General features: G+C 61.6%; 20 protein-coding genes (1 of these 20 cut by a window edge). 9 read left to right on the top strand and 11 right to left on the bottom strand.

The window, feature by feature from the left end:
• Positions 1–865, bottom strand: the 5' portion of a protein-coding gene (gene tyrS / locus C3938_RS09930) for a tyrosine--tRNA ligase (RefSeq protein ID WP_105102973.1). Its footprint begins 446 nt before the window's first position; only the first 865 of its 1,311 coding nucleotides appear in the window; it begins with the start codon at positions 863–865; the stop codon falls past the left edge of the window.
• A 314-nt stretch (positions 866–1,179) separates the two neighbouring features.
• Between tyrS and C3938_RS09925 the strand changes: the two genes are divergently transcribed.
• Both C3938_RS09925 and C3938_RS09920 read left to right on the top strand, forming a co-directional pair.
• Positions 1,180–2,562: a peptidoglycan DD-metalloendopeptidase family protein gene (locus C3938_RS09925; RefSeq protein WP_105102972.1), complete on the top strand. Its 1,383-nt coding sequence runs from the start codon at positions 1,180–1,182 to the stop codon at positions 2,560–2,562.
• Positions 2,563–3,675 (top strand): anhydro-N-acetylmuramic acid kinase, encoded by a 1,113-nt coding sequence (locus tag C3938_RS09920; RefSeq protein WP_105102971.1) that lies wholly within the window; start codon positions 2,563–2,565, stop codon positions 3,673–3,675.
• Between the two features lie 80 nt (positions 3,676–3,755).
• Here C3938_RS09920 and erpA read toward each other — a convergent pair whose 3' ends face one another.
• From erpA to argC, 4 genes are all read right to left on the bottom strand, one after another.
• A complete protein-coding gene (gene erpA / locus C3938_RS09915) occupies positions 3,756–4,109 on the bottom strand; it encodes an iron-sulfur cluster insertion protein ErpA (protein WP_105102970.1) in 354 nt (117 codons plus the stop codon).
• Positions 4,110–4,248: 139 nt separating this feature from the next.
• Positions 4,249–4,659, bottom strand: a complete 411-nt coding sequence (locus tag C3938_RS09910; protein WP_199775524.1) for a bactofilin family protein — start codon at positions 4,657–4,659, stop codon at positions 4,249–4,251.
• Between the two features lie 102 nt (positions 4,660–4,761).
• Positions 4,762–5,505: a DUF6776 family protein gene (locus C3938_RS09905; protein ID WP_105102968.1), complete on the bottom strand. Its 744-nt coding sequence runs from the start codon at positions 5,503–5,505 to the stop codon at positions 4,762–4,764.
• A 59-nt stretch (positions 5,506–5,564) separates the two neighbouring features.
• Positions 5,565–6,620, bottom strand: coding sequence for an N-acetyl-gamma-glutamyl-phosphate reductase (gene argC, locus C3938_RS09900; protein ID WP_105102967.1), 1,056 nt, complete (start codon positions 6,618–6,620; stop codon positions 5,565–5,567).
• A gap of 135 nt (positions 6,621–6,755) precedes the next feature.
• Between argC and C3938_RS09895 the strand changes: the two genes are divergently transcribed.
• The 7 genes from C3938_RS09895 (at position 6,756) to hemB (ending at position 14,407) form a co-directional block, all read left to right on the top strand.
• Positions 6,756–8,573, top strand: coding sequence for a chloride channel protein (locus tag C3938_RS09895; RefSeq protein ID WP_233998754.1), 1,818 nt, complete (start codon positions 6,756–6,758; stop codon positions 8,571–8,573).
• A 75-nt stretch (positions 8,574–8,648) separates the two neighbouring features.
• Positions 8,649–9,071 (top strand): protoporphyrinogen oxidase HemJ, encoded by a 423-nt coding sequence (gene hemJ, locus C3938_RS09890; protein WP_105102966.1) that lies wholly within the window; start codon positions 8,649–8,651, stop codon positions 9,069–9,071.
• 114 nt (positions 9,072–9,185) lie between these two features.
• Entirely contained in the window at positions 9,186–9,977 is a 792-nt protein-coding gene (thiD, locus tag C3938_RS09885; protein WP_105102965.1) for a bifunctional hydroxymethylpyrimidine kinase/phosphomethylpyrimidine kinase, read from the top strand.
• Between the two features lie 146 nt (positions 9,978–10,123).
• Positions 10,124–11,407, top strand: coding sequence for a glutamate-1-semialdehyde 2,1-aminomutase (hemL, locus tag C3938_RS09880; RefSeq protein WP_105102964.1), 1,284 nt, complete (start codon positions 10,124–10,126; stop codon positions 11,405–11,407).
• 72 nt (positions 11,408–11,479) lie between these two features.
• A complete protein-coding gene (locus C3938_RS09875; protein WP_105102963.1) occupies positions 11,480–12,661 on the top strand; it encodes a benzoate/H(+) symporter BenE family transporter in 1,182 nt (393 codons plus the stop codon).
• Positions 12,661–13,287 (top strand): GntR family transcriptional regulator, encoded by a 627-nt coding sequence (locus C3938_RS09870; RefSeq protein ID WP_105102962.1) that lies wholly within the window; start codon positions 12,661–12,663, stop codon positions 13,285–13,287. Before C3938_RS09875 ends, C3938_RS09870 begins: the two co-directional genes overlap by 1 nt.
• A 109-nt stretch (positions 13,288–13,396) precedes the next feature.
• Complete coding sequence (gene hemB / locus C3938_RS09865; protein ID WP_105102961.1) at positions 13,397–14,407, top strand: porphobilinogen synthase; 1,011 nt, start codon at positions 13,397–13,399, stop codon at positions 14,405–14,407.
• Positions 14,408–14,428: 21 nt separating this feature from the next.
• On the opposite strand, the gene C3938_RS09860 is transcribed toward hemB, so the two are convergent.
• From C3938_RS09860 to mrcB, 6 genes are all read right to left on the bottom strand, one after another.
• On the bottom strand, positions 14,429–14,719 hold the full coding sequence (locus C3938_RS09860; RefSeq protein WP_199775523.1) for a response regulator transcription factor: 291 nt from the start codon (positions 14,717–14,719) through the stop codon (positions 14,429–14,431).
• Between the two features lie 311 nt (positions 14,720–15,030).
• Positions 15,031–15,981 (bottom strand): response regulator, encoded by a 951-nt coding sequence (locus C3938_RS09855; RefSeq protein WP_105102959.1) that lies wholly within the window; start codon positions 15,979–15,981, stop codon positions 15,031–15,033.
• A gap of 162 nt (positions 15,982–16,143) precedes the next feature.
• Complete coding sequence (locus tag C3938_RS09850) at positions 16,144–17,067, bottom strand: DUF2167 domain-containing protein (protein ID WP_199775522.1); 924 nt, start codon at positions 17,065–17,067, stop codon at positions 16,144–16,146.
• A gap of 60 nt (positions 17,068–17,127) precedes the next feature.
• Entirely contained in the window at positions 17,128–17,721 is a 594-nt protein-coding gene (locus C3938_RS09845) for a rhomboid family intramembrane serine protease (RefSeq protein WP_105102958.1), read from the bottom strand.
• Positions 17,722–17,850: 129 nt separating this feature from the next.
• Entirely contained in the window at positions 17,851–19,626 is a 1,776-nt protein-coding gene (locus tag C3938_RS09840) for a cellulase family glycosylhydrolase (protein WP_233998752.1), read from the bottom strand.
• Positions 19,627–19,746: 120 nt separating this feature from the next.
• Positions 19,747–22,476, bottom strand: a complete 2,730-nt coding sequence (gene mrcB / locus C3938_RS09835) for a penicillin-binding protein 1B (protein WP_105102957.1) — start codon at positions 22,474–22,476, stop codon at positions 19,747–19,749.
• Between the last annotated feature and the right edge of the window lie 84 nt (positions 22,477–22,560).

Raw genomic sequence — 22,560 nt, 5'->3', positions numbered from 1 at the left:
CGAGCTCGTCGATGGCATCCACGCTGAGGAAAGTGAAGTAGCGCAGAAATTTGTATACATCCGCGTCAGCCGTATTCAACCAGAACTGATAGAAGGCATAAGGGGAAGTGCGCTCAGGATCGAGCCAGACAGTGCCACTTTCGGTCTTGCCGAATTTAGTGCCGTCCGATTTGGTCACAAGAGGCAGGGTAAGACCGAACACCTTGCCGCGATGCTGCCGACGCGTCAGGTCCACGCCGCCGGTAATATTGCCCCATTGGTCCGACCCACCGATCTGAAGCGTACAGTTATGGCGCTTATAGAGTTCGGAAAAATCCATCGACTGCAGCAGGATATAGGCAAACTCGGTGAAGGAGATTCCCTCTCCTTCACGCTGAATCCGCTGCTTGACGGACTCTTTGTTCACCATATTGTTGACCGAGAAGTGTTTGCCAACATCCCGCAGGAAGTCGAGCACATTCAGGTCCTTGGTCCAATCCAGGTTATTGGCTACTACGGCGCTGTTTTCGCCACTGTCAAAATCGACAAACGCACTGACCTGACACTTGATTTTCTCTACCCAGCCAGCCACCACTTCCGGGGTATTGAGTGAACGCTCCTGCGCTTTGAAGGAAGGGTCGCCAATAAGGCCGGTTGCCCCGCCAACCAGTGCGATTGGCTTGTGACCTGCCGCCTGAAACCTCTTCAGCGTCAGCAGGGGGACTAGACTCCCTATGTGAAGGGAATCCGCAGTGGGATCAAAGCCGCAATAGAGTGTGCGACTCGCTTCTGCCAAGTGCTGTTCCAGTTCGCCGTCACCGGTGGCCTGATTAACCAGTCCGCGGCGCGTGAGATCTTCCAGCAGTGTCGCATCCACTCCGGCCATTGTATCCCCTTACGGTAAGTTCATTTGTGCTCAACAGCCTCGGCATCTGGTTCCGACGGCGAAAAATTGGGCTGCAAATGTACCGAATCCAGCAGCAAATACAAGCGCGGCCAGGCGCTGGCGAACGATCTCCAGCTCCCGGAGATGTTGGCAAAAAACACCGGCGAGACAGAGGAACCGAATCATGGACAGACAGGTCAATTACCCCGTGAACCACGGCGGGAATTTTGTTATAAAGCCCCCTTTGTGTTCGTTTTTTAGGCATGAATGCCGGAGCCACATAACAATGAACGTCAGCACCACCGTATAAAGCCATGCAAAATCACCGCAAAAATCCACGCCTGCTGGGCGCCCTGGGCAAATACTTCCCGAGAACCCACGCACTGGTGGCCGGTGCCGCAAGCTTCGCGCTGGCGCTGACCCTCTTCGTATCCCCACCCGACGTGGAAGCCAAGCGCACCGCGCTGGAAGTGTCCCTGAGCCTGCCAGAAGAGACGGCGGAAGCGCCCGCACCGACAGCGCCGCAAGACAGTGCGCCGCAGAGCGTGATGGAAGGGCTGCGTATCGTGCAGGAAACCGTGCGCAATGGAGACACCCTGTCCGACCTGTTCCAGCGCGCCGGCCTCAGCAACGCGGAGATGTACCAACTGCTCTCCAGCGGCAAGGAGGCCAAGCAGCTCGCCAAACTGGTGCCGGGTGAAAACCTGACCTTCCAGATCGACGACAAGGGCAGCCTGCAGAGTCTTGAGCTACACCGCGACCGCCTGAGCAAGGTGGAATTCAGCCGCGACAGCTCCGACGAATACAAATACGCCCTGCATCAGCGCGAAGCGGAACGCTATACCGCTTTCCGGCAGGGTGAAATCGAAAGCTCCCTGTTTGTCGACGGCAGCAAGGCGGGACTCAGCAACAACCTGATTATGGAAATGGCCGATATCTTCGGCTCGGATATCGATTTCGCACTGGACATCCGCAAGGGCGACAGCTTCAGCGTCGTATTTGACGAGGAATTCCTGGACGGAGAAAAGATCGGCAACGGTGCCATTCAGGCCGTGACGTTTACCAATCAGGGGAAGACCTTCAGCGCGGTGCGCTACACCGACGCCAATGGCGATACCAACTACTATACGCCGGAAGGCAGGAGCATGCGCAAGGCCTTCATCCGCACACCTGTGGATATCGGCCGAATCAGCTCGCATTTCAATCCGCGCCGCCTGCACCCCATATTCAAAACCCACCGCCCACACAACGGCACTGACTATGCGGCCCCCACCGGAACCCCGGTCTACGCTGCGGGTGACGGAAAGGTCATCAAGTCCGGCTACAGCAAAGCCAACGGCAACTATGTCTTCGTTCAACATGGCGAGCGCTATGTTACCCGCTACCTGCACCTCCACAAGCGCAGCGTAAAACAGGGGCAGCGGGTGAAACAGCGTCAGGTCATCGGCACCGTAGGTTCCACGGGCTACGCCACCGGCCCTCACCTGCACTATGAATTTCTGGTAGACGGCCACCACCGCAACCCGGCCACCATTGTGCGTCAGTTGCCGAAGGCTAAGGCGATCGCCTCGTCGGAAATGGCCCGTTTCCAGGCCCAGACCCAGCCGCTGATGGCGCAGCTCGAGCGCTATGAGCAGCCGGCTCTGGCCAAAAACGAAGACGGCAAAAGCAAAGACACAAAGGACTCCGTAAACTGAATGGCGGATCTCTATATCGGTCTGATGTCCGGCACCAGCATCGACTCCATAGATGCGGTGCTGGTGGAGTTCTCCGGCACGGATGGCAGCCTGCGGTGCCAGACCCGGGCCGCGCTCGGACACCCCATCACTGCGGAAATGCGCGAAGCGATACTCGCTCTTTGCGCGCCCGGTCCATCAGAACTGGACAGGGCAGGCCAGCTGGACCGCCAGCTCGGGCAGGAGTTTGCCACCGCGGCGCTCGCTGTACTGCAGGAGGCGGGGGTTGACCCCAGCGCAGTCACTGCCATCGGCAGCCATGGGCAAACCGTGCGCCACCGCCCCCCGGGTAGCGTTTCCATTCCCTTCTCGCTCCAGCTAGGTGACCCCAACACCATTGCCGCACTGACCGGCATCACAACGGTGGCCGACTTCCGCCGCCGGGATATGGCTCTGGGAGGTCAGGGGGCCCCGCTGATGCCCGCGTTCCACAACGCCGTATTCCGCACTGACCGCGACCGCGCAGTGGTGAACATCGGCGGCATGGCCAACATTACCGAGCTGGCTGCAGGTGGAGGCGTGCGCGGCTACGATACCGGCCCTGGCAATGCCCTGCTGGATTACTGGATCAAACTGCACCGGGGGGCGCCCTATGACGCTGACGGTGCATGGGCCGCAAGTGGCAGCGTACATCCTGAATTACTCAGCCGCCTGATGGCTGACCCGTTCTTTACCGCACCAGCCCCCAAAAGCACCGGTCGCGAAGCATTCAACCCGAGCTGGCTGGAGCTGGCCTGCGCGGGCATGGAGCTGGCGCCGGCGGATGTCCAGGCCACCCTGGCGGAAGTCACTGCGGCGTCTGTTGCTGAGGGTGTGCGCGAATTTGCCAAAGGAGGGGAATTACTGGTATGTGGTGGAGGCGCCCGCAACCAGGATCTGATGGAGCGACTGCGCCGTCGACTGCCGACCTGGTCAGTGGCGGCTACGGATCAATATGGCATCGACGCGGACTGGGTAGAAGGTGCGGGTTTTGCCTGGCTGGCGCGCCAGACCATGCGGGGTCTCAATGGTAACTGCCCGGCTGTCACCGGTGCCGAAAGGGAGACGATTCTGGGAGGAATATTCCCCGCCTGATTGCAATTACTCAGGAACAGAGGGAAGAGAAGCGCCCGGAAGAACACTTTCCAGGCGTACTTGATCTGGCAGACCTGATTTCAGATGGAGAAGGACGAACCACAGCCGCAGGTCGAAGAAGCGTTTGGGTTCTGCACCACAAAGCGAGAGCCGGACAGCCCCTCTTCATAGTCCACACTGGCCCCGACCAGATACGGATAACTCATGGCATCAACCAGCACCTGGATGCCATCTTTCTCGATCACGGCATCATCTTCCGCGACCAGCTCGTCAAAGGTAAAGCCATACTGGAAACCGGAACAGCCGCCACCGGTCACAAAAACCCGCAGCTTCAGATCTGGATTGCCTTCCTCTTCCAGCAATCCCTTGACCTTGGCCACAGCCTTTTCGGTCACCTGGACCGGGTCGGGAGAAAAGGAAACCGCTTCAGACATAGGTAACTCTCGAGAAAGGTTCACAACCCCTGATGGGGCTGCCCACCGCGGAACGGGGTGGCGCGGGCGCATTATGGGTAAAACCCAGCAAACGGGTCAAGTATTGCCAATTTCGCCGGGTTTCACCAATGGCCGCAAATTACTCCGCTTCGACACTCGCTTCGGTGGTGTAACCCAGCATACGCGGCTCGCTCGCCGTGTCGATTTCCACATTGGAAACCAGAGAGCCATTGACCTGGGCCCCCTTTACCATCTCGATCAGCTTGTAGTGCACATTGCCTTCAACGATGGCTTTGGAAGCCAGTTCCAGGTGACCACTGGCATGCACATCGCCTTTCACATTGCCGTTGACCACCACATTGGGAACACGGATTTCACCCTCGATGACTCCCCCGTCAACGATCTGCAGGCGGGCTTCGCTATCGCTGTGAGCGCTGATATTGCCGTTGACCCGGCCTTCAATTACCAGGTTGCCTCGGAAATGCAGGTCGCCGGTCACTTCGGTGTGACGGGCAATCAGAGTCGTATTGTTGCCACCGGAGTTCGCCATAGTTTTCTCTTTCTTTTTCAACATGATTCAACCAAAACCTCATGAATGGAGCGGAGCCTGGTAACTCCAGTGATGCGCTGCCGCGCCGTCAGCTTCAGCAGTTCAGCTCTGCTGCACCAGCCAGCCATAGCGCTGGTCAATATTGAAACCATTGCGCTTACTGGATTTGAGCGACAGTTCCACACCTTCCGGCACAAAACCTTCCGGCAACTGCAGCTCTCCCTCGATATTCTGGAAATACTTGAAACGGAGCGGAATGGACTCGCTTTCCACCTGTGGCGACAGGTCCGCCAGTGCATAGCGACGCGCCTCGCCATCCACCTGGCCGACAATGGTGAACTGCACTGCGCCGGTTACCATCTGGTGGCTGGCGGCAGATTGCTGCACCAGCAGTTTGTACTGATAACGACGGTCACCCGCCTCGGAAATGCTGAAGCGTCCGATGGAGACACCATCACTGCCCTCGGAGGGCGCCATGATGCCGCGATAAAAGGAGATCTCCTGGCGCAGCTCGGCAATCTGGTTGTCCTTGGCCACCAGTTCCGCGCGCACTGACTCGCTGGCCTGCTCGCCGATGGTGACCGATTGTTCCGCAGTGGCCGCACGCACCCGCAGGGCTTCGATTTCCGCACGCAGGCGCTCCACCTCCTCCAGGGACCGGGCATGGGCGCGGCTCTTCTCGTCCAGGTTCTTGCTCAGCTGGTACTGACCCGCAAAAAAGGCACCAGCACTGGTAGAGAGCACCAGCAGGGTCACTCCCAGTACAGAAAAAACGCCGTGCAGGATGGGCCTGTGGGGCACCACCTTCATACGGTACTGTTTGCTGCCTTTAACTTTACGCGCCATGGGTCTGGATAATATCGCCTGCGTGTCGAGTGATTTGTTGTCGTGTAATTGCCCCGATTCTAAGGCAGCAATGCCGGGCTCTCTAGCCCCTGGTTCTCATTTAAACCAAACATGATATTCATGTTCTGGACGGCCTGCGCGGAAGCCCCCTTGGCCAGGTTGTCGATGACCGACAATACCACCACCGTGTCCCGCCCCTGGGGCCTCAACACTGCCAGCCGGCACATGTTGGTACCGCGTACGCTGCGGGTCTGCGGATGACTGCCCGCCGGCATCACATCCACAAAAGGCTCCGCCTGGTAGCGCTGCTCGAACAGCTGCTGCAGAGACTCCTGCGTGGATTCCGCCGCCCTTGGATTTTTCAGTGTCGCGTACAGGGTGGCGTGAATCCCGCGCACCATCGGCAACAGGTGCGGCACGAAGGTCAGCTCCACCGGACCACCGGCAGCGCGGCTCAGGCCCTGCTCAATTTCCGGCAGATGGCGGTGCCCGGAGGCTCCGTAGGCACGAAAATTGTCGTTATTCTCGGCAAACAGCAGGTCCGTTTTGCCCTGGCGCCCGGCGCCACTGGCACCGCTGGCCGCGTTCGCAATCAGGCCAGTGGGCGCTACCAGCCCCGCCTCCAGCAGTGGCAGGAAGCCGAGCTGGATGGAGGTGGGATAGCAACCCGGGCACGCGATCAGCTGCGCGCTGGCAATCCGTGTGCGGTTCACTTCCGGCAGACCGTACACTGCCTGTGCGGCGAGTTCCGGGCAGGCATGCTGTTGACCGTACCATGTTTCCCATACGGGAATGTCCTGCAGGCGGAAGTCCGCCGACAAATCGATAACCCGTACACCCCGCGCCACCAGCTCCGGCACCTGGGCCTGAGCGACACCGTGGGGTGTGGCGAAAAACACCACATCGCATTGAGCCAGCTCATCGAGCTCCGGCGCGGTGAACCTCAGATCGTAGTGACCGCGCAGACTGGGAAAGAGTTCCGCCACCGGCGTCCCGGCTTCCGCACGGGAGGTAATCGCGGTGACCTCCACCCCGGAATGGCCGGACAACAGACGCAACAATTCCACGCCGGTATAACCTGTTCCACCTACGATTGCCGCTTTGATGACGCTCACTTCTGCTCCTCGCTGATCACTGTCCCTGAGAGGTCGACACCGACGCCTGCTGGCGGGCGGTTACCCCTGTATACTGAGCCGTGCACTTTACCATATGCCAACCACTTGGTTGCCAATCACAACAAAGGACTCGCCGTGCGGCGCCGCAAGCAACCAGACTCTTCCCTACGGTTCAACACACCGCAATCACGCCGGCACCGCCGGCTGCTTGAGCGACTTCAGCTACAGCTGTCGTCGCAACAGGCGCTCTCCCTGCTGGTGCTGCTGGCTCTGGTCATCGGCATCTGCGCTGGGCTGGTCGTCATTGCGTTTCGCCAGTTAAGCGAAGGGCCGGCAATCTTCTACCTGCCGAGACTGGACGATTTTGAATCCCTGCCGGACGGATGGCGCTTCGGCCTGCCCGTGGCCGGCGCTCTCCTGCTGGGGCTGATATTCCACTGGGTGGCACCGTCCGGACGCCCCACTGGCGTCGTGCACGTGCTGGATCGTTTGCACAATCACCAGGGAAAGATGCCGATAAAAAACGCTGCGCTGCAGTTTTTTGCCGGTTCACTGGCGCTGTTAAGCGGCCAGTCCATCGGCCGCGAGGGGCCTTCGGTGCATCTCGGGGCCGCCACCGGCAGCTGGGTGGCCCATCGTCTGCGCCTGCCAAACAATTCCGTTCGCACCCTGCTCGCCTGTGGCGTGGCCGCGGCTATAGCCGCGTCTTTCAATACACCGCTTGCCGGCGTGATCTTCGCCATGGAAGTGGTGATGCTGGAGTACACGATCGCCGGCTTCCTGCCGGTAATGATCGCCGCTGTCAGCGGCAGTGCCGCCACTCGCCTGGCCTTCGGTCATCAAGCGGCGTTCAGTGTGCCCGCCTCGCAGCTGGAATCCCTTGCCGAACTGCCCATTCTGTTTGTCTGCGCCCTGGTCATCGGTGCACTGGCGGCGCTGTTCATCATCAGTCAGCGCTATCTGGTGCCACTGCAGCAAAAGCACTCACCGCTGCTGCGCTTTTTACTGGCGGGAACTACCACTGGGTTTCTCGCCCTGTGGATACCGGAAATCCTCGGTACGGGCTACGACACCATGGAGCTGGCCATGCTCGGCCAACTGGGTATTGCCGCGCTGGCCGCCATTGTGCTGGCGAAACTCATCGCCACCGCGCTCGCCACAGGCCTCGGGATCCCCGGTGGCGTAATCGGCCCCAGCCTCATTCTCGGTGCCTGTATCGGCGGCGCTGCAGGGCACCTGGCCAATCACTGGCTGGGTGCCGCTACCGCCAGTCCCGGCCTGTACGCCATGGTGGGTATGGCGGCGATGATGGCCGCCCTGCTGAATGCACCGCTCGCCGCCTTGCTGGCGATTCTCGAACTTACCTACAACCCCAATGTCCTGTTCCCGGGCATGATGACCATCGTCGTGGCATGCCTGGTGAGTCGACAGATGTTCAACACCGAGGGCATTTACCAGGAGTCCCTGCGGGCTCTGGGAAAAAGCGGCACCCCCAGCTGGCGCGCGCAAATGCTGAGCCGGGTCGGGGTCGCCAGCGTTATGGAGCGCGCGGTAACCGTTACACCGCAACTGCTGGACCGCACCCAGGCGGAGAGACTTATCGAGCAACAACCCGCCTGGCTCCTGGTGGGCGGGGATGAGACGCCACAGGCGCTGCGCACCGCGGATCTGGCGAACTTTCTGCAGAGACCGAAAAAAGACAACGACACCGACGAGCAGGGAGACTACCGCGAAGACAAAATCGACCTGCTGCGCCTGCCCGGGGAACGCCTGCAACTGGCGCCGCTCAGCTGGCGAGCGACCCTGCTTGAGGCCCAGCAGCAACTGGAAAGGCGCGGTGCGGGCGCCCTGTTTATCGGCCGGGACTACGACCAGGGCAGCCTGGGTGTACTGGACAGCGAGGTGGCGGGTATCATCCTGCCACAACATATCGAACATTATTACCGCCAGTAACTCGCCCCGGGCAACGCTGGCATAAAGACCATATACAAATTAAAACCCGGTTCCACTACCGGCTAAGGAGCCTCCATGCTTTGGGTGAAAGCTTTCCACATTGTGTCCATGGTCTGCTGGTTTGCGGCGCTGTTCTATCTGCCGCGACTGTTCGTCTACCATGTGGACTCCACCGACGCGCTGAGCAGGGACCGCTTCTCCATCATGGAGCGACGCCTGTACCGCGGCATCGCCACGCCGTCCATGATCGCCACCATCGTCTTTGGCGGCTGGTTGATCAGCTTCAATCCCGACTACTACAAGTCCGCCGGCTGGCTGCACGCCAAGCTCACCATCGTGGTTCTGCTGATCGGTTACCACCATATCTGTGGCAGCTACGTGAAGAAATTTGCCGCGGGCAGCGTCACCAAGAGCGGGCGTTTTTTCCGGATATTCAATGAGCTGCCGGTACTGGCGTTGGTCGCCATCGTCATCCTGGCAGTAGTCCGTCCGTTCTGATGGGCACCTGCTGATGCCCCCTATGGAGATCAGGGCACGGCAGTCCACGCTCCGGCAGCGCCAGTTAAGGGAAGGGCGCTAGACTTACAACACTTGCCGCAAGCCTGAAGCACCATGGATACACGCCAGCCCATCGTCCTCACCGTCACCCACCACGATCCCAGCGGCAGCGCCGGTATCGCCGCGGACACCGAGACCGCCGCCAGCCTCGGCTGCCACTGCGCATCCGTGGTCACCGCCATTACCGTCGGCGACACCCGCGAGCTGGCGGGTGTGGCGCCGGTCGACGAGAGCCTGCTGGTAGAGCAGGCACGCGCGGTGCTCGAAGACATGCCGGTAGCAGCCATCAAGGTCGGTTACCTCGGATCGGTGGAAAACGTACACGCATTGCACAGCGTGCTGCGCGACTATCCCGATATTCCGATTGTCATCGACCCCGATGCCACCCTCGCCAACAAGGAAAGCCTGCTGGCGCCACCGCTGTGGAAAGCCATGTGCGACCTGCTGCTGCCCCTCGCCACCCTGGTGGCGCCGAACCGCCGGGAAGCCCGCGCCATGGCAGGCGAAGCGGATGTGCACGATGCCCAGGCCCAGGAATTGCTGGAAAGCGGTTGTCACTACCTGCTGCTCACCGGCGTCCCGGCTTGCGATCAACTCCTGGAAAACCGCCTTTACGATGTGCGCGGGCTGGTACGGGAGTTCCGCTGGCAGCGTCTGCCACCGGCGGCCTACGGCGTATGCGGCACACTCACCACGGCCATCGCCTGCCATATCGCCCACGGGCTCAATATCCTGGAAGCGGTGAACCGCAGCCAGCAGTTCACCTGGAGCGCCATCGCCGACAGCCGCCGCCTGGGAATGGGCCGCCCGGTACCCAACCGGTTGTTCTGGACCTGCAAAAACTGAAAGCCTGATCGCCACACCAATAGCGATGAGACTGCCGTCGGGCCGCCGTGTTTGCGAGCACCGGCGGCGGCGCGGATAATACGCGCACTTTCCACTGCGGAATTCCCCCTCACTCTCACCAATTCCCAATCGGTTTCCGAATCCTTATGAGCAAATCCGAATCCCTCTTTGCCGAAGCCCAGAAATTCATCCCCGGCGGCGTCAACTCGCCGGTGCGCGCCTTCCGCGCGGTGGGCGGCACCCCGATTTTCATCGAGCGCGCCGAGGGCGCCTACCTGTATGACGCCGACGAAAAGCAGTACATCGACTATGTGCAGTCCTGGGGCCCCATGGTGCTTGGCCACGCCCATCCGGACGTAATCGAGGCGGTGGTGGAGCAGGCGCAATCCGGTCTCAGCTTCGGTGCACCGACGGAGCTTGAAACCGAGCTGGCGGAGGAACTCTGCCGCCTGTGGCCAAATATGGAGCTGGTGCGCTTCGTCAACTCTGGCACCGAGGCCACCATGAGCGCCATCCGCCTGGCCCGCGGCCACACTGGCCGCGACAAGATCGTCAAATTCGAAGGCTGCTACCACGGCCACTCCGACTCCCTGCTGGTCAAAGCCGGTTCCGGCGCACTCACCATGGGTGTGCCCTCCTCCCCCGGCGTGCCGGCGGCGCTGGCGGACCACACCATCACCCTCACCTACAACGATATCGAGGGCGTGAAGAAATGCTTCGCCGAGATCGGCGACCAGATTGCCTGCATCATCGTCGAGCCGGTAGCGGGCAATATGAACTGCATCCCGCCGGTGCCGGGCTTCCTCGAAGCCCTGCGCGAAGTGTGCGACCAGTCAGGCGCAGTATTGATTCTGGATGAGGTCATGACCGGTTTCCGTGTCAGCCTCACCGGCGCCCAGGGTTACTACGGCATCGAGGCGGACATCACCACCCTCGGCAAGGTCATCGGCGGCGGCATGCCGGTAGGCGCCTTCGGCGGCAAACGCGAGATCATGGAAAAGATCGCACCGCTCGGTCCGGTGTATCAGGCTGGAACCCTGTCCGGTAACCCGATGGCCATGGTGGCGGGCCTGGAAACCCTGCAGCTGATCCAGGAGCCGGGCCTGTACGACGAACTTACCGCCAAGACCGATCGCCTTGTAGATGGCGTGCTCGCCGCTGCCAGGGAAGCCGGGATTCCACTGACCGCCAACAAGGTGGGCAGCATGTTCGGTTTCTTCTTTACCGATGCGGAGCAGGTCACCAATTACCAGCAGGTAATGGCCTGTGACACAGAGCGCTTCAACCGCTTCTTCCACGGCATGCTTGAGGAAGGTGTCTATCTGGCGCCAGCCTCCTACGAAGCAGGCTTCATGTCCGCCGCCCACAGCGATGAAGACATCGACAACACCATCGCTGCGGCGCGTCGGGTATTTGCCAGGCTCTCCTGATTGCACGACGGATTTGCCTTCCTGAGCCATCCAACCATAGAATGTATACATTTTTAACAAGGTATACATTTTATGGAGCAGCTAGCCCAGCGCTCCCTCAGAGCCGACACCACCCTGTCCGCCATCAGCGCCGGATTTGCCGCCGTGTTGGTGGGCTTTACCAGCTCCGTAGCGATCGTGCTGCAGGCCGCGGCGGCGGCTGGCGCCAGCGAGGCACAGATGGTCTCCTGGATCGGCGCCCTCGGCCTCGGCATGGGTCTCACCTGTATCGGCTTTTCCTGGTACTACCGAGCGCCGGTCGTCAGTGCCTGGTCCACCCCCGGTGCGGCGCTGCTGATTACCAGCCTGAATGGGGTTTCGTTGTCGGAGGCGGTGGGCGCCTTCCTGTTCAGTGCGCTGCTGACTCTGCTCCTCGGGCTTTCCGGCGCCTTCGAACGCGTTGCGGCGCGGGTGCCGCTGCCCATTGCCAGCGCCATGCTGGCGGGCATTCTGTTGCAGTTCGGGCTGTCGGTTTTTACTTCACTGCAGGCGAATCCGCTGTTGGTGGGTGCGATGCTGGCAACCTATCTCGTCGGGCGTAAATGGTTGCCCCGCTACGGTATTCTGCTGGTACTGGCCGCGGGATTTACAACCAGCTGGTTGATGGGTGACATTCACGCGGAACAACTGGAGTGGTCACTGGGACGGCTGACTTGGGTTTCCCCGGAGTTTGATCTGTCGGTGCTGCTGGGTGTGGGACTGCCGCTGTTTATCGTCACCATGACGTCACAGAATCTTCCCGGTGTCGCCATCCTGCGCGCCAGTGGCTATGCCCGCGTACCGGTTTCGCCGCTGATCGGCGGCACCGGCCTGATGTCTCTGGTGCTGGCCCCTTTCGGTGGCTTTGCACTCAATCTCGCCGCGATATCCGCGGCCATCTGCACCGGCCCGGAGGCACATCCGGATCCAGCGCGTCGCTATACCGCAGGAATCTCCGCCGGCGTGTTCTATATACTCGCGGGGCTGTTCGGCGCCAGTGTCGTGGCACTGTTCGCCGCACTGCCCCAGGCGATGATTGCCGGTGTGGCCGGACTCGCCCTGATCGGCGTCATCGGCTCGAGCCTGGCGGGCGCCACTGCCGACCCCGACCGCCGTGAGGCGGCATTGATCACCCTGTTGATTACCGCATCCGGGGTAAGCTTCTACGGCATCGGCGCGGCATTCTGGGGGCTGCTCGGCGGTCTTGCCTGCCACTGGCTGTTCGGGAGGCGCTGATGGACGTGTACCGACAGCTGAAAGCGGACCTGCAACGCGGGCACTTTGCCCCGGGCACGCCGCTGAAACAGAGTGAAATTGCTCAGCACTATGGTGTAAGCCGCATCCCGGTAAGGGACGCGCTGGCGCGCCTGAAAAGTGAGGGCTGGCTAACCGGCCACGGCAAGCGCGGCGTGGCGGTGCCGCTGTTCGATCCGCAGGAAGCGGAAGATCTATACCTGATGCGCATGCGCCTGGAGCCTCTGCTGCTGAAGCTCGCGGCACCCAACCTCAATGGCGAGCAACTCGGGCGCGCGCGGGATATCCTCGACGAACTGGAGGGGCCGTCGGCACTGGATGCGGCGGAAATCGGCCGCCTCAACTGGCTGTTCCACACCTGTCTCTACCGCGCCGCCGCCCGTCCTACCCTGTTCAATACCGTGGAACAACTACAGCGCCAGTGCGAACGCTATATCGGCTACCAGAACCGTCATCTGGACTACCAGACCACCAGCCAGCGGGAGCATTACCAGCTTCTGGAATTGCTGCAGCAGAGGGAATCTGAGAAAGCCTGCGCGCTGCTGGAACACCACATCGCCGCCGCCGGGCGTGTGCTGGTAGCCCATTTTCGGAGCATACGGGACTGAAGCCGCACCCGCAGGGTTTGCTATCATGCCCGCCATCCGAGCTGCGGCGAAACGCGTATTGCGCCGCACCCATCCATTCCCCGGAATGCCCATAAGGAGTGCCCACAATATGAGTTTCAGCCCCAACCGCGGCCCCTACCCTCACTCCCGCCCACGCCGCCTGCGTGCCAGCGAATTCTCCCGCCGCCTGGTGCGGGAAAACCACCTCACTGCCGACGACCTGATCCTGCCACTGTTCGTGATCGAGGGCCGCGGCGAGACCCAGCAGGTGGCGTCCATGCCGGGGGTGGAGCGTATGACCGTGGACCTGCTCACCGCCAAGGCAAAAACGCTGGTGCAGCTGGGCATACCCGCCGTCGCACTGTTCCCGGTGGTAGACGCGGCACACAAATCTGAAGATGCCCACGCCGCCTACGCGGTGGACGGCCTCGCCCAGCGTGCGGTACGGGCCCTCAAGGACGCCGCACCGGAACTCGGCGTCATCACCGATGTAGCGCTCGATCCCTTCACCAGCCATGGTCAGGACGGGCTGATGAACGACGCGGGTTACATCGTCAACGACGATACCGTGGAAGTGCTGGTACAGCAGGCACTGTCCCACGCCCAGGCCGGCGCCGACGTGGTGGCACCCTCGGACATGATGGACGGGCGTATCGGTGCCATTCGCGCGGCACTCGAGCGCGAGGGCCATGTGAACACTCAGATCATGTCCTACGCCGCCAAGTACGCCTCCAGCTACTACGGGCCGTTTCGCGACGCGGTGGGTTCCGCCGGCAACCTGAAAGGCGCCAACAAGTTCAGTTACCAGATGGATCCCGCCAACAGCAATGAGGCGCTGCACGAGTGCGCACTGGATCTGGCGGAAGGCGCGGACATGATCATGGTGAAACCGGGTATGCCTTATCTGGACGTAGTGCGGCGGGTGAAGGACGAGCTGAAGGCACCCACTTTCGCCTATCAGGTGAGCGGTGAGTACGCCATGCACTGCGCAGCGTTTGCCAATGGCTGGCTGAATCGGGAGGCAGTGATTCTGGAATCCCTGCTGGCGTTCAAGCGCGCGGGAGCGGATGGCGTGCTGACCTATTTCGCCGAAGACGCCGCACGCCTGTTACAGGGCTGAGACACAGCGGAGCCGGCGCAATCAGACCAGGCCCAGAGCGGTACAGCGGGTGATCAGCTGCCCGGAATTGCGGCAGCCAGACTTACGCAGAATATTCTTGCGGTGGTTCTTCACCGTGTGCACGGAAATGTGCAACGCCTCGGCGATCTCCACACTGGTGGCTCCGGCGGCAATCCGCGCCAGGATTTCCAGTTCCCGCACGCTGAACTGAATGGGTTCCGGGGCCGGGTGCGGTACTGCCGGCGCGGCCTCACTGCACACCTTCCGGTGCGCCGGGCCATTGGCGGCGGGCACGTCCATCATCGTCTGCATGCGCCACTCCACTGAGGTCGCCGCCGGTTTCTGCACAGTCCCCTCTGCATGGCGATAGATCACCAACCCTGCCAACCCTGTCCCCAACATCTCTACCTCCGGCTTCTCCGATGTTCCTGCTCACAGTGAATGATGTGGAAGCGCCATCGCTGCGATGCCCCCGCGTCGCCCCGATCGGGCCGACCACCGCAGTTGGCGACAGGGAAAAGGTACCGGCTCGGCGCCAGCAACGTCTTTGAAAGCTTGTGAATGTTTTTGAAGCCCCGAAATCCGGGGACTGGAGGGCCGTCAGGTAATGATTGTCGGACTGGTCAGCGCGCGGCAGGCGCGCCGGAATCTTCGGCGAACAGCGGCATAACCAGGCTGAAAAGCTCTTCCGGGGTAACCGCCACGCCGTTGCCTCCGCGCTGCTGAACCAGATGACGCTGGGCATCTGAGGGCATGATGGTATAGAGGAAGTACGGGGTCTCGTCACGGCGCGCGCGCACACGCTCCATCAACTTGAAACCGGCGAGCGGTTCATCGCCGCGCCCCATATCAGAGATCACCGCCTGATAGCGGTACATGGACAACAGTGTCAGTGCATCCTCGGTATTGGTGACAATGTAAACCGCAATGCCGCGCGACTCGAACTGCTGGCGCTCCGCCCGGTTGTTGTCCGGGTTGTCGTCCACCCACAGGATCCGACCACGCACATCCGCCGCCTCGCCGATCACGAGAGGGACGCCTTCATCGGGAATCCGGCGCGCAGTAATGAAATACACCGTGGCGGCAGTGACGAGCAACAGCAAACCCAGGACGCCACACAGGCGCCAGAAACTGGCGGGAGAAGTAGCAGGCGCGAAATCCGACGGCGTCCCGGCCGTAGCGGGTTGCACAACCACGCTATCCGCCGCGATGGAGGGGACCGGAGGCGCGGATGAAGACCCAACCGGCGAGGGCACTTCGCGCAACTGTTCCATCAGCTCTGGCGCCAGGCGGTAACCGCGGCCATGCAGCGTCTGGATCAGTGGGCCTTCATAGCCCTGGTCGCGAAACAGCCTGCGGGTATCGGACACCAGCCGCCCCGCGGACCAGTGCGACACCACCGTGCCGGGCCACAGCACCTGCAGCAGGTGCTGCTGACTGCAGGGCTCGGGGTAGACGTCAATCAACAGACGCAACAACTGCAACTGGCGTGCATCCGCTTCCACAGGGGCACCGTCAGCCGTGAGATACAACTGCACGGTGTCCAGAGTGAAATTGTAAAAGCGGTATTGCATGGGGCCTGCCCGACTCACCCGTTTCCCGATCGGGGGTCAATCATACCCCCGCAATCCGGAAAGGATTATGCCCCAATGCCGGCGGGATCGGGAAACCGGGACCACACACCCAGCTTGTACGATGGGCGGCGGCGAGGACCCCGCATGCAAGTCGCGCCGGTGTTATCGCGGATCGTTTTTGCCGCGGCGACGGAACAGCTTCAGCAAGGCACCAATGGCGAGGGGAATCGCCACCCAGAACTTCTTGAACAGCAGCAGCAACCCGGCGAGCGCACCGGTCTTTGCCAGCACCTTGCCGGTCACCAGAGCGCCGAGACCGTAGGCGGCCACTTTGTCGATTTCCGGGTCGAACTCTTCATAGCGGTAGCCCGGGTTAAAGCTCGCCATGGACAGCACGGCCTCGCGGCTCTGTTTGATGGCCTCCAGTTCCGGCATACCGGCGATGAAATTCAGCACCAGTACACCTTTGCGGCCCAGTACACGGATGTTGTAGTTCAGGGTATTGGTTTCCAGGTCGCCGAACGCCAGCTCCTTGGCCCAATAGAGCTTTTTCTGTTCGGCGTCGTAATAGGGCTGCTCCGCCCATCCGACCAAACTGATGGACTCGTAGCCATTTTCCACCCGGTACTCACTCTCCTCACGGGTGGACGCTTTCATATCCCGCAGCAGGTCGTCGTAATCGATTTCCGCCGCATCGTCATCGCGAATATAGCCCTCTTCGCTGTATTCAATGGTGACGCCCCAGGAATCGCCATCAAACGGCGTGGTGCCCGCGGGAAACAACATGCCCAGGGTCAGTTCGCTCTCCGGGTTGCCCCAGACGTCCTCCAGGACCACTTTGCTGTCCTCGGGATTGAGGTAGTAAAACGATTCCGGCACCTCGAGGCTGGCAACCCCTCCCGGGAGTTCTACCGTGCCGGTGTGCTGCTCCATTCCATCCCAGGTCTGCTGGGCCCAGGCCATATATTGCTGCTGCTCTTCGGTAAGTGCCGGCTCAGCCACTTCCTCGAGTGCCTGTGCGGTGCCGCCCAGTGGCGACAGCGCCAGTATCAGGCCGGCGATACCGGCAAAGCGTGAAAAGATCATAGATTCCCCCTAAGTGTTGTTATGTCGTGGTTGGAAAATTCAGCCCGTCACATCATCGCATCACAACAGCCGCGCCCAGGCCGCCGGATCGGTAAACAGCACGAACACAAGCCCGGTCACCGCCCCCCAGAAATGGGCGTCGTGGTTGATGCGGGAGTGTTTATCGCGGCTCGCGTACACGCTGTAAATCAGGTACAGGACCCCGAACAGCCAGGCCGGTAGCGGAATCGGCAGAAACAGCAGGTACAGTTCCGACTGCGGGTAGTAGACGATATAGGCAAACACCACCGCGGAAATGGCACCGGAAGCGCCGACACTGGCGTAGTTCGGATTCTCATGCTCCTTGAACAGGGTGGGAATGTGGCTCAACACCAGCGCCAGCGCGTAGAGCAGAACGAACAGCGTACCACCGATGCGGGCGGCCAGTTCTTTGCCGAACAGCCACAGGCACCACATGTTCACCGCAAGGTGCAGCAAGTTCGCGTGGACAAAGCCGGCCAGGTAAATGGAGTCGCGGTTCTCACCGCGCCATACACGGTAGGGGCGGAAGGCACATTCTTCCAGAAGGCGCGGCGAGAGATACAGGGCAACCAGGCTGACTGCGGTCGTCACCACCAGCAGAATGGTGGTCGGTGTCAGTAGCGATGCAATCAAGACAAGCGCCCCAGGGTAATTTGAGTGGCAGACGGGCGTTCATACTAACGCGCTTTTGTCGCGAAATTTAGCCCGCTGCCATTACACGGGATTACACCGCGCGCTTTTACCGCGATCGCTGCGCAGGCACTACCGCGGCAGCGCCGACAGACGCAGCCCTGCCAGCCTCGCGGTACCGCGCTGTGCTCGCACCTTCAGCACCTGATTGCCGGGCTCCAGATCGACAGGCGCCGCGTATCGCACCGGACCGTCGTCAGGCAGCAGCTCTATCGGTGCACCGCCGTTCAGGGAAAGGGTCAGCGATGGGGCACCCGCGCCTTCCTCGACATGCAGCTGCAATTGGTATGTGCCCGGCTCGCGCACCGCGACGGTGTATTGCAGCCACTCCCCCTGATCCAGCTCCACCAGGGGTGTGCCGTCAGCGCCGGTGGCGATATCCACCCCGTCGTTGCGATAGTGACGGCCGCGGTTCCACGGTGTGCGCTCACCGCCGGTGCTGACGTGATAATTGGCAATATCGTCATCGCCATAGGCCGTGCCCGGACGCCCGAGGTCGTAATCCACCGCACCGATCGCGAGACCCGCCGCGGTAAGTGAGTGCGCAGTAAACGGGCGGGCCACCGCATCGTGGGGCTGGCGCAGCATTGCATCCACTACATCGCGGTGGACCACGGCGTTTTCGAAGCGGATATCGTGCCGGGCCAGCTGCATCAGCGCCTGGTGCGCAGCCTGCGGAGACGGTCTCGGCCCCTCACCTTTCCAGTAGCGTACCAGTGCCTGGAACCCGGGGTTTGGGCGCACTTCCAGCGGGTTGTTGAAGCCCAGTTTTTTCAACGGCCAGAAATTCCAGCCGATGCCCGCGCCCTCCACCAGTTCGATGGCGTCGGCAAACCAGGCGTTGGAGTTCTCACCGGATTCCCCCAGCCACACCGGCACGTCATAGCGCTCGCGTAATTCGAGCACGCCGGCAATGCTGTCGCGGTCGTTGTTGTTCCAGTATTTGTGGAAGCTGAGCACCAGGTTGTCGTCCCAGGGCGGCAGCACACCGGCGTAATTATTGCCCCAGCAGTTGCCCTCGACGATCACCATATGACGGCGGTCCACCTCGCGGATGGCGGCGGTGATGTCCATCTGCAGCTGGCGCAGCGGGCGGTTGTCGGTCTCTGCACAGCCGTGCTTGTCGTCCCTGTCGGCAAAACCCCAGTTGGGCTCATTGATCAGGTCGTAGCCGCCAATCATCGGTTCGTCTTTGTAACGCGCGGCCACTTTCTTCCAAAGCGCAATGGTCTTGACGCGGTTGGCGTCGCTATCCCACAGGGAAGGGCTGGCGGGGTCGCGATCGGAAATGGCGAAGTCATTGCCCTGACCGCCTGGGGCGGCGTGGAGATCGAGGATCAGGTAGAGGCCATATTTTTTGCACCAGGCGAGCAATTGGTCGGTGAGCGCGAAGCCGGTTTCCAGCCAGGTGTGCTCACCGGGCACGGGCTCCTCGTCCACGGGCAAGGTAAACAGGTTGAAGTGCATGGGCAGACGCACGGAGTTGTAACCCCACTCCGCCAGCGCGCGGATATCGTCTTCGCGCACGTGGTTGGCGCGCCAGGCGGTGTAGAACGCCTCGGCTCTTTCAGCGCCGATCAGAGCCTCGATTTCGCGACGGATCACATGCTGTTGGCCGAGATTGCCGAGGCCGAGCATATAGCCCTCCTGCAGCATCCAGCCGCCGAGTCCCATGCCACGCAGGATTACCGGGCGCCCGCTGCCGTCGACAATGTCTTTGCCACTGGCCTTCAGGTAACCGGAGGGAGGGGTTGTGGAGGTGTCGGCCACCGCCGCAAATGGCGCGGCGAACATGGTCAGAATCGCCAGCCAGCGCGCCGCTGACCGGCGCCTTGGATACTCGTGCATGGAAACATCTCATCATCGTTGGTTGTGCCGTCGATAATGATCAATCCCGTTGCCGCCGGCGTCCCACTTTGGCGGCGTTGCCGTCATCGGAACCCGATAAGGCGCAAAAAAAGTCGATGTTTACGGCCACTGGTCACTCGGCTGCGGAGGCCAGGGCTGAGCTTCCTCTACCGGCGCTCCGCGGCGGCGGTCGTCTTCGCGGCGTCGCTCTTCCTCCCTGCGCAGGCGCTCTTCCTGCAGACGCCGCTCCTCTTCAGCGCGGCGCTCCTCTTCAGCGCGGCGCTCCTCTTCGAGGTACCGCTCTTCCTGAAGGCGACCAGACTCTTCCAGACGACGCAGTCGCTCCGTCTCGGTCTGGGGAATTGGCTGCGGCTCTTCGCGGTATTCCGGTGGCGGCTCCTGTGGAATGCTCTGCTCGTCCTGCCACTGCTCCTGCTCCAGCTGCTCACGCAGCTGGCGCTGCTGCTCTTCCCGTCGCTGTTGTTCCGGGTCAATACCCCAGCCCGGCGTCATGTCCTCCCGCGGTGCCACTTCCTTGTCTTCGCGATCGAACCAGTTGCGGAACCAGCCGCGGCTCTGGCAACGGGGATCGGTCTGCAGCCGGCTCTCGTTGGAGATCGGCAGCTCGCGCCCACCCTGACAGTGCTTCGGATCCATGTACTCCCCCTTGTCATTCAGCGGCTTCCACTCCACCCCGCGCGGGGCCTGAATGCGTCCGTGACGATGGGGCAGTTTGCGCATGATGTCGGTCCACACCGCAAGGGCACCGGTGGCGCCGGTGAGGCTGGTACGCTGGTTGTCGTCGCGTCCAAGCCATACAACGGCGGTTACTCCGGGACTGAAACCGGCAAACCAGCTGTCGCGGTAGTCGTTGGTGGTACCAGTCTTGCCGGCAAACGGCACGCTGTTGGGCAGTCGCCGATAGGCGCTCTTGGCGGTGCCCTCGCGCATCACCTGCTCAAGGCCGTAGCGCAACAGGTACACCGGCACCTCCTCCACCCCGCGATTGGACTTGGAGCGGAAGCGCTGCACCTGTTTGCCGTCGGCGTCGGACACCGCCAGCAGAGTGCGCGGCTCCACATGCTCACCGCCATTGGCAAGCGTCTGGTACATCCCCGCCACCTCGAACGGCGTCAGCTCCGCCGTACCGAGAAACAGGGACGGCACTCGCGGCAGGTTGGCCTGCACACCAAGTCTGCGCATGGTCTGCCGCACATTTTCTATACCGAGGTCGAGCCCCAGGCGTGCGGTGGCGAGGTTGTAGGAGCGAGACAGCGCCACATACAGCGGCACCAGCCCGTGGCTGCGGTTGCCGAAGTTCGACGGCATCCACACCTGGCCGTCCTCCTGCACCTCGCGGATCGGTGCATCATCGATCAGGGTGCCAAGATTGTACTGATGCGCCCGCTCCAGTGCGGTGAGGTACACCGCCGGTTTCACCAGCGAACCGATCTGGCGGCGCGCTTCCAGAGCGCGGTTGAAGCCCGGGTAATGGGGGCGGCGATCCCCCACCATCGCCAGTACATTGCCGGTGTGGTTTTCCAGGATCACGGTGGCGGCCTGCAGGGAATCCTTCTGGATACCGCGGTCTTTTTCCAACTGAGCCACGCCCTGGCTCACCGCCTTTTCCGCCAGATCCTGAATCGACGGTGACAGGCTGGTGTATACCCTCAGCCCCGCGGTGCGCAGTTCCTCCACGGAGTAGTAGGGACGCAGTTCTTCAAGCAGACGCTCGGTAAACGCGGGATACGGGTTCTGCGCGGTATCGCCGGCGGAGGCTACCTCCAGCGGCTTTTTGATCAGACGATCGTGCTGCTCCTGGGTGATCAGCTCCTGCTCGAGCATCACATCCAGCACGGTATTGCGGCGCTCCAACGCGCGTTTCGGATTGCGCCAGGGGTTGTAATAGGAGGCGCCCTTTGCGAGCCCCACCAGCAGCGCAATCTGGTGCGGTTCCAACTGGCTCAGGGGTTTCTGGAAATAGAATTCAGAGGCGAGACCAAAGCCGTAAATCGCACGGCTGCCCTGCTGCCCCAGCCACACCTCATTGATGTACTCCTGCAGGATGTAGGCCTTGTCGTAGTGGATCTCCATCAGGACCGCCATCAGCGCTTCGTTGAACTTGCGCCACAGACTCGGTTTGTGATCGAAGAATATGTTTTTTACCAGCTGCTGGGTGATAGTCGATCCACCCTGCACCACACCGCCGGCCTTGACGTTCGCCACCATGGCGCGCGCAATACCGCGGGGCGAGACCCCGAAGTGGTGTACGAAATCCTGGTCTTCCACCGCAATGAGCGTGGCGCCGAGCAGTGGCGGAATCTCCTCGATCCGCACCGGGTTGCGGTCATCGCCGCCACCGAGCAGGGTCCCGATGGGCGCGGCATCCAGGCGGAACTCCTTGATCCCTGCGCCGCTCTCATCGCGCAAACCGGACAGCTCGTCGTTGCGCAGGCGGAACTGCACCCTGGCCGCGGGCTCGCGCCCGTCCGCATGAATGAAGTCGCGGCGCCACACCAGGTATTCCATACCGTCGCGCTGCCACTGGCCAGGCTCCGTCACCGACGACACTTTTTTATACTTGAGCGCCGCAAATTCAGACTCCAGTTCGTCCGGACGCATCACCATGCCTTCCCGCAGGATCAACGGGCGCGCGAACACCCGCGCCGGCAACTGGTACTGGCGGCTGTCGAGTCGCTCGCGCAACTGTACGTCCAGCCACACCATATACCCGGCCAGCACCAGTACCCCGAGCAGAGCCAGCAGCGCCAGCCGCTTGATCCAGCGACGCAGCCAGCCGGAAGAATGATTTTGGCGTTTCCCGTTAGAACGGCGCTTGTTTGATGCCATATCGCTTCAGATAAACTCTTAACGTTAAATTCACTATAGGTGGGTGCCACGCAGACCGGACGCAGCCAAGGCTGTTATAGCCGG

This window comes from Microbulbifer pacificus (assembly GCF_002959965.1).
In the GTDB taxonomy this organism is placed as follows: Bacteria; Pseudomonadota; Gammaproteobacteria; order Pseudomonadales; family Cellvibrionaceae; genus Microbulbifer; species Microbulbifer pacificus_A.
Note: the sequence above shows the minus strand (reverse complement) of the source record. Positions and strands in the feature narration are given on the sequence as shown.

Coding starts and splice junctions, on each gene's coding strand:
- C3938_RS09925 (WP_105102972.1), top strand. CDS start 1,180: ATGCAAAATCACCGCAAAAATCCACGCCTGCTGGGCGCCCTGGGCAAA.
- C3938_RS09920 (WP_105102971.1), top strand. CDS start 2,563: ATGGCGGATCTCTATATCGGTCTGATGTCCGGCACCAGCATCGACTCC.
- erpA (WP_105102970.1), bottom strand. CDS start 4,109: ATGTCTGAAGCGGTTTCCTTTTCTCCCGACCCGGTCCAGGTGACCGAA.
- C3938_RS09910 (WP_199775524.1), bottom strand. CDS start 4,659: ATGGCGAACTCCGGTGGCAACAATACGACTCTGATTGCCCGTCACACC.
- C3938_RS09905 (WP_105102968.1), bottom strand. CDS start 5,505: ATGGCGCGTAAAGTTAAAGGCAGCAAACAGTACCGTATGAAGGTGGTG.
- hemJ (WP_105102966.1), top strand. CDS start 8,649: ATGCTTTGGGTGAAAGCTTTCCACATTGTGTCCATGGTCTGCTGGTTT.
- thiD (WP_105102965.1), top strand. CDS start 9,186: ATGGATACACGCCAGCCCATCGTCCTCACCGTCACCCACCACGATCCC.
- hemL (WP_105102964.1), top strand. CDS start 10,124: ATGAGCAAATCCGAATCCCTCTTTGCCGAAGCCCAGAAATTCATCCCC.
- C3938_RS09875 (WP_105102963.1), top strand. CDS start 11,480: ATGGAGCAGCTAGCCCAGCGCTCCCTCAGAGCCGACACCACCCTGTCC.
- C3938_RS09870 (WP_105102962.1), top strand. CDS start 12,661: ATGGACGTGTACCGACAGCTGAAAGCGGACCTGCAACGCGGGCACTTT.
- hemB (WP_105102961.1), top strand. CDS start 13,397: ATGAGTTTCAGCCCCAACCGCGGCCCCTACCCTCACTCCCGCCCACGC.
- C3938_RS09860 (WP_199775523.1), bottom strand. CDS start 14,719: ATGCAGACGATGATGGACGTGCCCGCCGCCAATGGCCCGGCGCACCGG.
- C3938_RS09855 (WP_105102959.1), bottom strand. CDS start 15,981: ATGCAATACCGCTTTTACAATTTCACTCTGGACACCGTGCAGTTGTAT.
- C3938_RS09850 (WP_199775522.1), bottom strand. CDS start 17,067: ATGATCTTTTCACGCTTTGCCGGTATCGCCGGCCTGATACTGGCGCTG.
- C3938_RS09840 (WP_233998752.1), bottom strand. CDS start 19,626: ATGCACGAGTATCCAAGGCGCCGGTCAGCGGCGCGCTGGCTGGCGATT.
- mrcB (WP_105102957.1), bottom strand. CDS start 22,476: ATGGCATCAAACAAGCGCCGTTCTAACGGGAAACGCCAAAATCATTCT.